The sequence below is a fragment of the Hominibacterium faecale genome (assembly GCF_020734085.1).
GTDB classification, from domain to species: domain Bacteria; phylum Bacillota; class Clostridia; order Peptostreptococcales; family Anaerovoracaceae; genus Hominibacterium; species Hominibacterium faecale.
Map to the genome: position 1 here is coordinate 284,758 of NZ_JAJAGH010000001.1, position 14,087 is coordinate 298,844.

The 14,087-nt window shown below is 45.6% G+C and carries 11 protein-coding genes; 5 read left to right on the forward strand and 6 right to left on the reverse strand.

Features of this window, described 5'->3' with window-relative positions:
- The first annotated feature begins 74 nt into the window (after nucleotides 1-74).
- From LG211_RS01275 to LG211_RS01295, 5 genes are all read left to right on the forward strand, one after another.
- Nucleotides 75-578, forward strand: coding sequence for an ECF transporter S component (locus LG211_RS01275; RefSeq protein ID WP_148395570.1), 504 nt, complete (start codon nucleotides 75-77; stop codon nucleotides 576-578).
- Between the two features lie 13 nt (nucleotides 579-591).
- Nucleotides 592-1,722, forward strand: a complete 1,131-nt coding sequence (locus tag LG211_RS01280; protein WP_269476898.1) for a pyridoxal-phosphate-dependent aminotransferase family protein — start codon at nucleotides 592-594, stop codon at nucleotides 1,720-1,722.
- A gap of 320 nt (nucleotides 1,723-2,042) precedes the next feature.
- The gene (locus tag LG211_RS01285) at nucleotides 2,043-2,615 is read left to right on the forward strand and encodes a sensor histidine kinase (protein WP_227754776.1); all 573 of its coding nucleotides are present in this window, start codon (nucleotides 2,043-2,045) and stop codon (nucleotides 2,613-2,615) included.
- Nucleotides 2,616-2,644: 29 nt separating this feature from the next.
- Nucleotides 2,645-3,370: a response regulator transcription factor gene (locus LG211_RS01290; RefSeq protein WP_269476899.1), complete on the forward strand. Its 726-nt coding sequence runs from the start codon at nucleotides 2,645-2,647 to the stop codon at nucleotides 3,368-3,370.
- 289 nt (nucleotides 3,371-3,659) lie between these two features.
- Entirely contained in the window at nucleotides 3,660-6,914 is a 3,255-nt protein-coding gene (locus LG211_RS01295) for a CehA/McbA family metallohydrolase (protein ID WP_227754774.1), read from the forward strand.
- A 72-nt stretch (nucleotides 6,915-6,986) separates the two neighbouring features.
- Here the strand turns inward: LG211_RS01295 and LG211_RS01300 are convergent, their stop codons facing one another.
- From LG211_RS01300 to LG211_RS01320, 6 genes are all read right to left on the reverse strand, one after another.
- Nucleotides 6,987-7,931, reverse strand: coding sequence for an AEC family transporter (locus tag LG211_RS01300; protein ID WP_148395575.1), 945 nt, complete (start codon nucleotides 7,929-7,931; stop codon nucleotides 6,987-6,989).
- A gap of 179 nt (nucleotides 7,932-8,110) precedes the next feature.
- Nucleotides 8,111-8,758, reverse strand: a complete 648-nt coding sequence (gene lexA, locus LG211_RS01305) for a transcriptional repressor LexA (protein ID WP_465250766.1) — start codon at nucleotides 8,756-8,758, stop codon at nucleotides 8,111-8,113.
- A 745-nt stretch (nucleotides 8,759-9,503) separates the two neighbouring features.
- A complete protein-coding gene (locus LG211_RS20005) occupies nucleotides 9,504-10,295 on the reverse strand; it encodes a transposase (RefSeq protein ID WP_465250769.1) in 792 nt (263 codons plus the stop codon).
- Complete coding sequence (locus LG211_RS20010) at nucleotides 10,223-10,591, reverse strand: transposase (RefSeq protein ID WP_465250770.1); 369 nt, start codon at nucleotides 10,589-10,591, stop codon at nucleotides 10,223-10,225. Before LG211_RS20010 ends, LG211_RS20005 begins: the two co-directional genes overlap by 73 nt.
- A gap of 303 nt (nucleotides 10,592-10,894) precedes the next feature.
- On the reverse strand, nucleotides 10,895-12,286 hold the full coding sequence (locus LG211_RS01315; protein WP_227754772.1) for an aminotransferase class III-fold pyridoxal phosphate-dependent enzyme: 1,392 nt from the start codon (nucleotides 12,284-12,286) through the stop codon (nucleotides 10,895-10,897).
- Between the two features lie 30 nt (nucleotides 12,287-12,316).
- Nucleotides 12,317-13,741 carry an aldehyde dehydrogenase family protein gene (locus LG211_RS01320; RefSeq protein ID WP_148395578.1) on the reverse strand — a complete coding sequence of 475 codons (1,425 nt, stop codon included), beginning with the start codon at nucleotides 13,739-13,741 and terminating at the stop codon, nucleotides 12,317-12,319.
- Nucleotides 13,742-14,087 lie beyond the last annotated feature (346 nt).

Genomic DNA, 14,087 nt, shown 5'->3' on the forward strand with positions numbered 1-14,087 from the left:
AGCAGCTGGCGCCAGGGGCTGTTTTTTGAAGAAAAGAGGAATCTGAATTGCGTAGTGTAGAAACTGTTCAAACAATGAGTACAACAAAAACCCTGGTGATCAACGGTCTGTTTATCGCATTAACGCTGGTAGCAACAGCCTTCATCAATATCCGCCTTCCCCTGATCGGTAACGGTGGTCTGATCCATTTAGGCAATGTCCCTTTGTTTTTAGCCGCCTTTCTTTTTGGAAGAAAGACCGGGGCCATTGCGGGAGCATTCGGTATGGGGCTTTTCGACTTGATCTCAGGCTGGACGGCCTGGGCGCCCTTTACTTTCGTTATTGTCGGCTTGATGGGTTTCACGGCTGGTACTATTTCTGAAAAAGGAAAGAATAAGCCCGTTTTATTCAATGGACTGGCTGTTGTGGCTGCTCTGGTGATCAAAGTGGTCGGGTACTATTTTGCAGAGGTGATTTTGTTTCAAAACTGGATCGTTCCTCTGGGGTCCATACCGGGTAACCTTGTCCAGGTGATCGTAGCCGGAATCATCGTCGTTCCCATTGCCGGCAGATTGAGAACGCTAGTTGCAAAGATTTAAAAGGAGAACGTAAATGTATAAAATAATGACAGCGGGTCCGACGCAGGTTCGGGAAAATGTTCGTATGGCCAGGAGCCTGGAAACCACCAATCCGGATTTGGATTTGGAATTCTATGATTTCTATAAACAGACCTGTGATGACCTGAAAGGGCTGCTTCATTCCAGCGGCAGCGCATATATCCTTGGGGGAGAGGGCATTCTCGGCTTGGAAGCAGCGTGTGCATCCCTGACCGAGCCGGGCGACCGAGTGCTGGTGATTGATAACGGAATTTTCGGCAAAGGCTTTGCCGATTTTGTAACCTTGTATGGCGGCCAGCCTGTTTTATATACTTGTGATTACAAGCGGCCGGTGGATTGCGGCAAACTCCGCGAATTCCTGGAAGAGGATTCGGATTTTAAATATGCGACTTTGGTTCACTGTGATACACCCAGCGGCGTGCTCAACGATGTAAAGGCGCTGGGATGTCTTTTGGATGAGTTCCATATTTTGTCGGTGGTCGATTCGGTGGCCGGGATGTTCGGCGAATATCTCAATGTGGATGAAAGCCGGATTGATATTCTCTGCGGCGGATCCCAAAAGGCATTGTCCGCTCCGCCGGGACTAACGCTCCTATGGGTCAGCGACCGGGCTATAGAGGCCATGGAAAATCGCAGCACACCCATTGCATCCTTTTACGCCAACATCTTAACCTTCAAGAATTACTATAAAGATAAATGGTTCCCATATACCATGCCCATCAGCGACATCCAGGGACTGGCGGCTGCTGTGGACAATGTGAAAGCCGATCAGGAGATTTTCCGGCGCCACGAGAAGATCGCTGCGGCAACGAGACAGGCAGTCACGGAGGCAGGACTTTCGTTGTACCTTAAAAGCGGATATTCCAATACGGTGACCGTTGTTCAGGTGCCGGAGGGCGTGACGGATGAGGCGATTTTATCCATCATGCGGGACAAGTATCAGGTGATGATTTCCGGATGCTTTGACATCCTGGCGGGCAAAGTGATTCGTATCGGGCATATGGGCGAAAATGCCAACATACCAGATATGGCGCAGACCCTTGATGCAATAGATAAAACGCTGCAAGAACTGGGAGTTCCATTGAAATGCCGGATGAAAGATCGCTTTTTAGAGCTTTTGTCATGACGGGCAAAGTATAATATCCGTATACAGTCGGCTTTATCCTGCATGCAGGGTAAAGCCGTTTTGCTGTACCTACGTTTGTGCAGGCTGAGAAGAAAAGCTTCCAAAGATTGCCCTATAATGGAATGTTGTACCCAAAATAGAGCTGTGATTTGAGAATAGAATACAGCTTAATAACAGATTCGACGGAATAAACGGTTGGATTCTTTAACACGTTAATGGATAAAGGTTCGTGTTGACATTCCCCTATAGGGAAAATGGTATAATATTATCAGAATATTTTAATGGTTATAGCAAAATCTAATTGGTGCGGAGGGACTTGTATGAATATGATGAAAAGATCCCATTTTCTGCTCAATACGTTGAACTGCATTGCCAGGACAGCCTACGTGGAAGGTGCCCCCATTACCGAGGAAGCCGTCTATAATCTCTCCGAGCTGATCCGGTGCGCCCTTGCAGAAAAGGATCAAATCCAAACCATTAGGGGTGAGCTTGCCGCAGTAAGGAATTATTTGAAGCTCCAGAAGATACGCCTGAAGGATCATTTTGACTTTCAGATTGTGGTCCCGGATTCAGCCGAGGATTGCCGAATCCCGAACATGACATTGCTGCCGATCGTTGAAAGCGTTGTCATGCAGGGGCTGACCAATGACAGGAAGTGTCTGTGTATTCTGATCTGTGCAAAAGAGATGGGAAAGAATCTGGAAATCTTTATTGAAGATAATGTTTCTTATAGTAAGGAAAACCAGGGATATGGGGAAGATGACCGCTATATTATTGATAAAAAACTGAAGCTCTATTTCGGAAACGAATATGGAGTCCGGACAGAAAGGAAGGAGCTGGGCAAGGGTAGTATTACGGTTGTCTCTGTTCCGTGGCGTGATCAGGATGGCTGAGGAAGCATATACGGTTTTAATCGTAGAAGATGAACCCATCGAGCAGGAATTTATTAAAACCATCATATCGCAAAATTTATGCGGGGGGGGGCGATATTCTTACCAGCAGGGATGGATACGAAGCTGTTGCGCTGGCAAAGGAGCACCGGCCTGATCTGGTGCTGATGGATTTGTGGATCGCAGGCCTCGACGGGATCTCCGCCATCGGCAGGATTCGTGAAATCCTGCCAAACAGCTGTATCAGTATTCTTACCGGACATATGGATTTTACCTGTGCCCAAAAGGCCATACGGTTTAACGTATTTGAATATCTGGTCAAACCTGTACGGCCTTCGGACTTAACCCAACTGGTCCTTCGAATGAAAGATGCAGTCAAGGCGAGGGGAACAGCAGAAGGGTATGAGCGGATGGAAGATGCCAGAAGTCCCATGATCGCCGATGCGGTTTTGTATATTCAAGACCATTATTGCGAGAAATTGACGTTAGAAGAAGTGGCGGCAAAAGAATTCATGAGTCCGGCTTATTTTAGCCGTGTGTTTCGAAAAGAAATGGGAGTAACCTTTTCCAGATATGTTGCAGATTTGAAAATCAGATATGCCTGCCGTCTATTGAAAGAAACCCGATATCCGGCATATCGAATTGCAGCAGAATGCGGATTTTCAGATCCATCCTACTTTAATCGTGTCTTTGCGGAGCGGATGAACATGACTCCCCAGGGTTACCGCAAAGAGCTGAAAGACAATCCAAAGGATTAGGGATCGATGTCAAAGATCAAGGTGTGAACAAAGAGGCGCTAGTCGCATTGTTCACATTTTTTTGTGTGAATTCCAAGGATTTAAAGTCAGCAGCTAATACCCCTGCTGCCCAGAAGTGAAAAATTGGACATGAAAATGCCAGATTATCATAAAAATGTGCAAATAGTCAGATAAAATTCACAAAATCTACAAGAAAGAGAGCGGAAACATTTTAGATGGGAAAATCGGTTTTCTATATACTTAGAGCAGAAACAAACTGCGGCGGAAGACTGCAGAGAAAGGAAGCGCTATGAGTACAAAGAGAACAAGTACGCAAAAATGCCTTGCCGTTCTCATCGCACTGGCTATGGTGTTCACCTCCGTGTGGATGACCACATCAACAGTCAGCGCAGCGAGCAAGGCTCCGAAAAAAATCGTTTTAAAGGCAACGACGAAGAAAGTAGACATCAAGGGAAAAGCCAAAATTACCGTTAAATCGGTTTCGCCCAAAAGCGCCAGCAAAGCGGTAACGTGGAAAAGCAGCAATCGGAGGGTTGCCACCGTATCCAAAAAAGGGGTGGTAACTGGTAAAAAGTCAGGCAAAGTAAAAATCACTGCTGTTTCAAAGAAAAACAGAAAGGTGAAAAAGAGAATTACCATTACAGTGAGAAACATTAAGCCCAAGCTGACTATTTCCCAGAAGACCTTAACTTTAGATTCCGGTAAAACGAAGACTTTAAAAGTGAAAGTCGGGCCGGAAGGCGTTTATAATAAGGGTGTAAAATGGAAATCCAGCAATAAGGGAGTTGCCAAAGTTTCCTCAAAGGGCGTTGTGACCGCTGTTAACCCAGGAACCGCTACGATAACGGTTTACTCAAAAGAAAGCAGCAAATATAAAGCAACCTGTAAGGTAACGGTCCCCAAAAAAGAACAGCAGCCAGCACCAGTGCCGGGCGAAGATAAAGTCCAGACGATTACATCCGATCCTGGCAGCGCTAATCAATATAAAATCACAGCCGATCTTTTGAACTATAAGCAGACGGATGATTTGTACATCGCAACCGTAGGCGACTGGAGAAAGGTAAACAAGGTCAGCGACAAATCCAAGACCTACTTCCAGAACGGCGAAGCTCTGAGCGACCATGATATTATCGTCAGCAACGGTAAAATGGGATTTGTACTGGCAGTAGGAACGCGAAATCCATGGGGATATCCGGCAGGATCGGTACTGGATGCAGGCTACATGAAAAATGGAACGCCGGCCAGAGATACCATATGGTCGCTGGAATTCCTCATGAACGGCTGGGACTCCTGGGCGCCGGAAAACTGCGGTACTGTAACCTTTGATCTGGCTAATTACGACTTTACGGCCTGCAAAGAAAGCAAGGACGGCCTTCCAGCAGTAAAGGTATCCCGTATCTATAATCAGCTGGCGGATGAAAGCGGCAAGATGTGCAGCTTGGACGTCGTAACCTACTATAGCTTGGCCCCGGGAGCCGATCACGCATATATGTTTGATACGGTGACCAATAACGGAGCGGCGGCGGTCGATACGGCGAAGAGCAACAGGACCCGTTTTGCCATGACCAATAAGGGCGATGACGGCGGAGCCATGAAAACCCTTCAGCCGGTGAATACGATCATGAGCTACGGCAACAAAGACGGTCAAGAATACGCCACCTGCCATACGGTACCGAAAGTACAATCAGATCAAAAAGTGAAGATCGATAAATTCGGAGGTTCACTGGGATACAAAGAGCTGCGGGCAAGCGCTGCTTACGCCCCTGGAGAAACCACCGTTTATCAGGAATACTTTATGGCCTCACAGAAGGCGGATACCAAGACGCTGACCAATTTCCTCAACAAAGCAAATGCGGAAGAGACAATGACCGTTGCCGGTCAAATAAAAGATAATGGCGGATCCGGTGCTGTATCCGATGCGGTCGTGATTGTAAAAGATAAAGATAAGAAAGTCTATGGTTTCTACCGCGGGGACAATAACGGCAATTACTCGATCGATCTGCCAAAGGGAAGTTATCAGCTTTACGCCGAATGCAAGGGCTACGGCAAAGGAGAACTCGTCGATGTACAAGCAGCAGGATCGGTCGATCTGAAGACTGGCCCTCAAAAACAGAAACTGGAAATTCAATTGAAGGATCAGAATGACAATCCGCTTTGGGGAAAAGCAGAGATTCTCAATGAGTATCCGGAAGTTCGATATACAGGCAACTCCGTATATCAGGCTAAAGAAAAAGGCAAGATCGTGGCAGAAGTCTCTGATCTAAACAGCTACAAAGCGACGGTTTACCCACAGGGATACTATTTTTACACGGATACAGTATCTCTGCAAGGTGACGGAAATGCCAAGGCGACCGTGACGGCGGATAAAAAATATTCTCTGCAGGATGGATGGCTCAGCGCCGATCTGCACCATCATGCCAACAAGAACGACGGTTTCGCCGATCCGGAAGATGCAATACCATCCTTCCTGGCATCCGGCCTTGACGTTGCCTTTATCACCGATCACGACTTTACGGTAAACAATAAAAAAGGGTATGATCTGGTGACACAGACTTATAAAAACCAAATGAAAGGCTTTGTTCCATCGGAAGAGATTTCCTGCTCATGGGCCCACTTCAATGTCCTTCCCCAGGATCATAGCTCCTATAACTTCTTCCTCGATGAAAACCGGGAAAACCATGTTATGGATCAGTTCTCCAAGTTCCCCGAATTTGTAAAGCAGACCCATGACAAAGGAGCGACCATTACAGCCAACCATCCGTGGTATTCCTACGGCCTCTATTATTCGGCCCGTAAGGACGGCGGCGTTCCGGGCGGCTATCAGGACGATTACGATAACATCGAAATCAATGCCTGCTCAAGCGATCAGGAAAATGCGGATGTGCTGATTTCTGCCCAGGCTCTGTGGAACGCATATCTGGACGGCGGAAAATATATGGGGGATACGGTTGAAAAACCGCATTATCTGCTGGGCGGCTCGGATACCCACGATGTACTGATTCCAGGCGTTACCAACCAAGGCGAATTTGCAAGAGGCGAATCGGAGCATTACAATTCGGGCAAGGTCAGGACCATAGCCGATGTTGGAAGCACGGAAGGCAAGAACGTGGTGGATACAGGACTGACCTTTACAAAGGCTGTCGCTGAAGGACATTCCTATGTTTCCTTCGGACCGATTCTGGAAATGGATCAAAAACCGGGAGAGATTTATCAGGTGAACAGCGATCAAAAGTTTAATCTCAAGCTGGATGCAAAATCGCTGACAGACATCAAAGAAGTGATCGTTATGACCGGAGACAGCAAAGACAATTATGAAAGTGAGACCTTGATCGGAGCCTATCAGAAAGATTCATATGGAACACATATTAAGTATGATAAAGCACTGACCGATCAGGCTGCAACAATCGCAGGTGATAAAAAGACGGCAGCTGTTGACTTGTCGCTTGCTGTGGATTCCGGCAAGAAAACATGGGTATCCATACTGGTTATGGATGTGAACGGCAATTATGCGGTTACCAATCCTTTCTGGATCGATGGAAAATAAAAATGTAAACCTTTAGATTATAGATAGGTGCTGTCTACATGAAGAAATTAGCTTCGTGCGGCAGCACCTGTTTTATATTCCGTAATAGGTGCTCAGCAGCATGGTGATGAACGGCAATGTGGCCATGGAAAAAAGAGTGGTCATGGCCACGCCCTCTGCCGCCAGCTGGGAATTCTTCCGCTCTTTGGCCGCCAGGGCCACTACAATGACTGCTGTAGGAAAAGCGGCGCCGTAGACCAGTATCAGCTTGGTCATCTCATGGATGGGCAGCCAGTTGACCGCCAGAAAAGTCAGAGCGGGCCATAAGATCAGGTTGATGAGGGATATGACGATCAGCTTGGGGTTTTTGATGATTTTCAGGATGTTGCTGCTGCCCAGCTGGACCCCGACCACGATCATGGAGAGGGGGATGGTGATGTCGCCGATGCCCGTAAGGAGTTCGTTGAAAAAAGAAGGGATTTTGAATCCGGAAAAGAGCATAATGATTCCTAAAACCGCTGCCAGCGAGCACATGTTAAGCATTGGTTTGAGGGCCTTTTTCAGCCCTTTGAACTGACGTTTTTCGCCCATATTGATCTGTAAAATCCCCAGCGAATAGAGGTAGATGTTGAGGACGATGTTGCTGACCACCATGAAATACAGCGCTTCATTGCCGAACGCCGCTTTTGTGATGGGAAAACCCATGAAGCCAGTGTTTACGGTGGTGAGGATGCTCATATAAACGCCCTGGTCCGCAGAAGAGATGCGCAGCACCTTGACGATCCCGTAAGAAACGGCCATCCCCACAAGGAAGAAGATGATGGTGCCGGCCAGTACCTCCAGGGTAGAACTGAGGGTATCCGGCGTCAATTGCTTGCCGGTAATGGAGGTGAGGAGCATGCAGGGCGCCGTAATATTCATGAGCAGCGAGATCAGATAACCGTTGGATTCATCCGGCAGGGCTCTGGCTTTATTGGCAATGAAACCGACTCCTACCATAGCGAAAATAATTGCGATTTTATTTAGTATTACAAACATGAATCTTACCCCTTCCAGTTATATACTGGATCTATCATAATACGGCGGTCGGCCAGTTGTCAAATGCAGAACAATGATTCCTGTAAAAAGAATAATTGATGTATTAGCCGAATTGTCCCATGCTGGGATTACCATCACTTTTATACAGAAAAAAACGCGGGTACAATACCCGCGTTGGTTTAAAAATATCGAAAGACGCCTTTGACCTTGCCTAAAATTTTCACATCCTGTACGATGATAGGGCTCATGGATGAGTTCTCCGGCTGAAGCCGAATATGATCCTGCTCTTTATAGAAAGTCTTTACCGTAGCTTCGCTTTCAAAGCCGTCTACCATAGCGACGATGATATCGCCGTTGTTGGCGGTTTGCTGCTGCTGAACCAATATGTAGTCACCGTCCATAATTCCGGCTTCAATCATGCTTTCTCCCTTAACCGTCAGCATAAAATTGGTACCGTTTCCAAGGAAGCGCGATGGAACGGGAAAGGTCTCTTCCACGTTTTGCTCAGCCAGGATGGGCGTGCCGGCGGCAATGCGTCCGATAACCGGTATGTCGGTAACGTCGGTCCGCTGGGCATTATCAATAGGCGGCATCGGTTCTGCCGGTACTGACTCCAATTCCTGATCGACTACCATCAAAGCGCGCGGCTTGGATGGATCCTTGATAATATAGCCTTTTTTTACAAGATTGTCGATATCCTTATGAGCAGTTGAAGTGGATTTAATATTGAGCGCATTGCAGATTTCCCGCACAGTAGGGGGATATCCTTTCTGCCGGATTTCCTGCTTCATGTAATCTAAGATTTTCTGTTCCCGTTCTTTTAACATATCATCCATTCCTCCCGGATTTGTTTTTATCCTGTATAAAGTATTCTGTTTTGCAGTAGGACGGCCATCACCGCCAACATCAAGCCTTATGCATCCAAACCATTCGAGTATCGCTGCTGGTATCAAAAAAATGTCAATTTTGATACTTTGTAGTCCCGGAGCGATTGGATAAAAGCCAGGTGAGGGGCCTCAGTATCAAAACTCCTTGCAAAAACCTTGGATTTTGATATTAATCCGTCCTTCTCTATGAGCGTTTCCCCAAAGAGTATCAATAAAAGAACTATCCTTTTTAGATACTGACAATTTTGCATGAAGGAAGCCCGTCCATTGGTGCAACGTGCCGTCAGAATGTCGTAATTCACTAAAAAATACCGTTTTCTGATACAGTCCGCGGCGTACCAATTGTAATCGTCAGTCAAAGGAGAAACCCGTCTATAACATCAACCTTAGAATACCATAAAAAGAACAAAATGTAAACAGATGTTCTTGATTTGCTTATGTGGTGTAAAAAAAGAGACAGTGCAGGGTGTTTTGCCTACTGGGAGCATGATGCCGAGCCAGCGCAGAATCCCCGCCAATTAAAGAGGGGCTGTCGCACTAGGCGGATGAAAATCCGCCGGAGCGAAGCTCCATTATCGTAATCCCTACTTAAATTGTTTCGTCTTTAGCGTATTTCGCCTCAAAAAGACAACAAAAATAAAGCTCTGACAGCAACACTGACAAAAGGTATTTTCAACCTTTAAATTTATGCTGCTTTTTCCGTACAGAACAGGTGTAATCCAGTTCGTTCTTTCTGGATTCGATCATGCAGTTTTTCTATGTTATGTGAAATTGCCATAAGCACACTTTCTGCATATACATTCTTTTGTCCGCGACATAAATATCGTCTAAAATTACGATCCTGCTTCATATCTGCAAAGGAGCCTTCCGCTTGAATGCTGCGATTGATTCGCAGAAGAATACCTTCATCACTTACGATTCTTTCCAAATACTCACTTCTTTGGCGTTCAAAATTTCTGGAGACTTCCAGCTGTTTTGTTCGTTCCTCCAATGGCAGTTTCCAATGATTTGCCTTCGTACAACTTGACTTGTAAGGACAATCTGTGCAATCTTCGCATCGATAGATTGTCGTTTGAGTAAGGTATCCGGCGTTGCTTTTTCTGTTTTTCATCTCAACCGCGATAAGCTTTTCCCTGTTTTTACAAAGATAATAGTCTTCAGCAGGATAGTAATCCATGTGTTCTTTCCTGCTGATATCCTTCTGATATTCTCTCGTTTTGGACCGTTCATAATTGGCAGGTTTGATAAAGGCAATCTGGCCGTTTTCCTCAATCCAGCTGTAGTTTTCTTCACTTTCATATCCTGCATCTGCAACAATGTTTTTGTAGGTGAAACTTAGATTCTCTTCCATACTTTTCAGGAATGGTTTTAAGGCTGGCTGGTCATTTGGCGTAGGACCTACAGTCAGCCACACAATGTATTCTGAATCGATGCCGTGCTGTAGATTGTAACCGCCTTTTTCCAGACAAAAGTATATTTGTTTGCACGGGCTTCAATTTTCGTACCATCAATAAAGATATCTTTCCCGGATAATTCTCCTAAACGATACAGCCGTTGTGTTGTTTCTGAAAGGATTCCTTCTGCACATGCTGCAAAATGAATACTGCGAAAGCGTGCAAATGTAGCATGGTCAGGAACAGGTTTTCCATCCAGCAGATATATGTAATTTATGTCTCGGTGACAGGCTTGTTCCATCTCTCTGGATGATAAGCATAAAGGACAAGTTTCAACATGGTGCGTGGAGACGCTTGATTTTCTTTGAGACGCGAATATGTCTCATAAAGATTCGTCAGATCCTTTTCCTCCACAAACTGACTTAGCAGTCTCACGCAATCATTATTAGGAATGATATATCCAATATCAAATGGCATCTTGCATTGAAAACATGTTTCGGATTGTGTATAATCTTTCTGTAGAGTATTTGATTTTAGCATACTAATATTTTACCACAAAGTCCGTGAATCTGATGGTTCTCGGGCTTTTAATATTGTTTTTTGTTTATTTTTTGCATACTAGAAGGGGCTATCGCTTAATGCGACAGCCCCTCAAGGAGTACTTTTACATGATCAAACAGGCTTATTTAATCATGTTGTCAACAGAATCTAATACCTTATCCAAAATTGCCATTGCTTCTCTCAGCTCTTCTTCAGTGATGATGAGCGGAGGTGCAACGATAATCATGTTTTCGTGTGAGTAAGTCCAGAATCCTTCTTTAACCAGCATGCCGACGATTTTTGCCATCAGGCCGTCCGGATCATCGTTGAAGCCGACGATCGGTTCTTTTGTAGCCTTGTCTTTTACCAGCTCAAATGCTGAGAAGAGGCCGATGTAACGAACTTCGCCCACGCAAGCGTGTTTCTTGTTCAGATCTTCCAGCAGTTCGCCTAAAACTTTGCCCTGTTTTTTTACATTTTCAGCAATGTTTAGGTTTTTGTATTCGTTGATGGTAGCTACAGCAGCAGCACAGCCCATCGGATGAGCGCTGTAAGTCAGTCCGCACATCATCTTGTGATCGTCAAAGTATTTAGCGATCGGCTCGGATACGATTACGCCGCCCAGAGGAACATAGCCGCAGGTTGCGCCTTTTGCGAAGGTTACCAGGTCAGGCTTGATTCCAAAGTTCTGGAATGCGAAGCAGGTGCCGGTTCTGTACCAGCCTGCCATAACTTCGTCGCAGACCATCATAATGCCGTATTTTGTACAAAGATCGCGAACGCCAGTTACATATTTAGCAGGAGGAACCAAAATTCCGTTGGATCCAACTACGGTTTCGAGGAAGATCGCAGCTACGCTTTCCGGTCCTTCATACTTAACCTGATTGGTCAAAAGTTCCAGATAGAAATCAGCTACATCGTCTTCAGTTTCAAATTTGCAGGCCTTTGGTGCTCTGTAAGCGTAAGGTCCGTCATATTTAATGAATCCGGCAGGTCCCGGCTCATTGGCAAAGTGTCTTGGTTCACCAGTCAGCATTCCAGCGCCGGCGGAAGAACCGTGATAGCATCTGTACTGTGAGAAGATCTTCCATCTTCCGGTGTACTGTTTTGCGATTTTGATGGCGTTTTCATTGGATTCCGCACCAGCGTTGGTGAAGAATACTTTTGCGCCTTCCAGTCCGGAAGCCTCAACAATTGCTTCCGCAGCATCGGAACGAACGTCAATCGCAAATCCCGGTCCGATAAACGGAATTTTTTCCGCCTGATCTTTAATCGCATTGACGATGGCCTTGTTGCCGTGGCCCAGGTTGGAGTTTACCAGCTGAGCAGACATATCGTAATACTTTTTGCCATCCTCATCCCAGAAATAGATGCCTTCGGCTTTAGTGATCACCTTTGGATTCAGATTGCCCTGTGCGCTCCAGGAGTGTAAGTTATATTTTAAACTTTTTTCTTTAATTGCTGACATTTTTAATCTCCTTTTTTGGATTCTACTGGAGCAGGGAAGTTTGTGAAGCTTTCCTGCTCCCAACACTCAAATTTAATACAGTCGGCTTTCGATTGTTTAGTCGTCTACTTTCGCTCTTAGATCAGCCGGGAATAATTCGTTTGGATCCGGTCTCCAGTTCGGAATTTCTCTGGAAACATAAGTAAAGTTCAGCAGGTCTCTCCATGTTGCATTGTGGGAAACACTGTTTCCGCCCCAGGTTGCGCAGCCCAGAGTCATGGATACCGGGAATCCGCAAGTCCAGCCGCCGGAGTTAACCAGACACTGCGGCTGGCTGACAACGACCTTTGTAACAGGAGCAGCAGCGGCCAGTTTTGCAACTAACTCATCATTGGTTGTGTGGATACCACAGGAGTGGCCTTTACCCATGTAATCTAATGTCTTCATCAGCTTATCGAGCGCATCGTCAAAGTCTTTTGCTTTCTGGATGCCGGATACTGGTGACAGTTTTTCGCCTGTGAACGGGTGTTCCAGACCAAATCCGTTCAGTTCTTCTGCCATCAGCACTTTTGTGCCTGCAGGAACGTCGATGTCAGCCAGTTTTGCAATCTGCTCTGCATTCTGTGCAACAATCGCTCTGTTGAGCACGTGGTCGTTTGGAGTGTTCGGCCACATGGTTTTCTGCAATTTTGCTTTTTCTTCGGAGCCTTCCTTGAACAGTACGGCGCCGTGTTTTGCCATTTCGTCAACAAACTCGTCGTAGCAGCTTTCGAATACGATGATGTTGTTTTCTGTTGAGCAGGAAGTCGCATTGTCATAAGCCTTGGACCTAACAATCATTTCTGCAACTTTTGCCATATCGGTGGTTCCATCGATGATGGATACTGTATTACCAACGCCTACGCCGATAGCCGGAGTGCCGGAGGAGTAAGCGGATTCAACCAGAGCTTCTCCGCCTGTAGCCAGGATGAAGTCGCACTGTGCCATTAATTCTTTGGAAACTTCGATCTTAACCCATTCAGGCTCAACAGTCTGAACTAAATCTTCCGGATAGCCTAATTTTTTGATGGTAGCTCTGATATCATTAACGATTTCCCAGTTTGTTTTCTTTGCTTTCGGATGGGGTGCCAGGATGATGGCATTTCTTGTTTTAAGAGCCATGTTGGCTTTTACCACAGGAGTAGCTTCGCCGTTTGTTACAGGCATGATACCGGCAACAACGCCCATTGGCTTAGCCCATTTCTGCATGCCGGTTTCTTTGTTGTCTTCCAGCAGACCTACAGACTTTTCATCCTTCATCTGGATATAGGAACCCCAGATTTTTCCGTACATTTTCTGCTCTTTATCAGGAGCGATACCCATGCCGGATTCTTCAACTAACATTTCACCATACTTTAATGCTTTTCCATCCTTGGTCAGGTTGTAAGCAACAGCAGCGGTCAGAAGATCAACATCTTCCTGAGTGAAATTGTTAGCGATCGCCTGTGCTTTTCTGCCTTTTTCAACTAAAGCAGCAACATAATCATGTGCATTCATTGACATTTTTTAAGTCCTCCTTGTAAATATAATCGTATCAACTATGTTCAACGCCAGCAGCAAAACTACTGACGGCTATATATAGAGCAACCAGCGTGCCAAAATGAAAAGAAAAAGTGTGAATTTTCCGTGAAGTCCTATGTTTGAAGATTGTTCTAAAATTAGAACATTGAAATATCAACGTTTGTGAATAAGTCAGTTTCAAAAAATATAATGTATACATGAATCGGCCTGGCAAGATAATGCCAGGAATAAAGCAAAAAAGACAAGAAATGCGATACAAAATTGAATCGAAAGCAAAATTAAGATAGTAAAAATGTTCGAAATGCTTTTAAAATCAAGGGATTGACTA

Coding starts and splice junctions, on each gene's coding strand:
- LG211_RS01295 (WP_227754774.1), top strand. CDS start 3,660: ATGAGTACAAAGAGAACAAGTACGCAAAAATGCCTTGCCGTTCTCATC.
- LG211_RS01285 (WP_227754776.1), top strand. CDS start 2,043: ATGAATATGATGAAAAGATCCCATTTTCTGCTCAATACGTTGAACTGC.
- LG211_RS01320 (WP_148395578.1), bottom strand. CDS start 13,741: ATGTCAATGAATGCACATGATTATGTTGCTGCTTTAGTTGAAAAAGGC.
- LG211_RS01290 (WP_269476899.1), top strand. CDS start 2,645: ATGAACCCATCGAGCAGGAATTTATTAAAACCATCATATCGCAAAATT.
- LG211_RS01275 (WP_148395570.1), top strand. CDS start 75: ATGAGTACAACAAAAACCCTGGTGATCAACGGTCTGTTTATCGCATTA.
- lexA (WP_465250766.1), bottom strand. CDS start 8,758: ATGTTAAAAGAACGGGAACAGAAAATCTTAGATTACATGAAGCAGGAA.
- LG211_RS01300 (WP_148395575.1), bottom strand. CDS start 7,931: ATGTTTGTAATACTAAATAAAATCGCAATTATTTTCGCTATGGTAGGA.
- LG211_RS01280 (WP_269476898.1), top strand. CDS start 592: ATGTATAAAATAATGACAGCGGGTCCGACGCAGGTTCGGGAAAATGTT.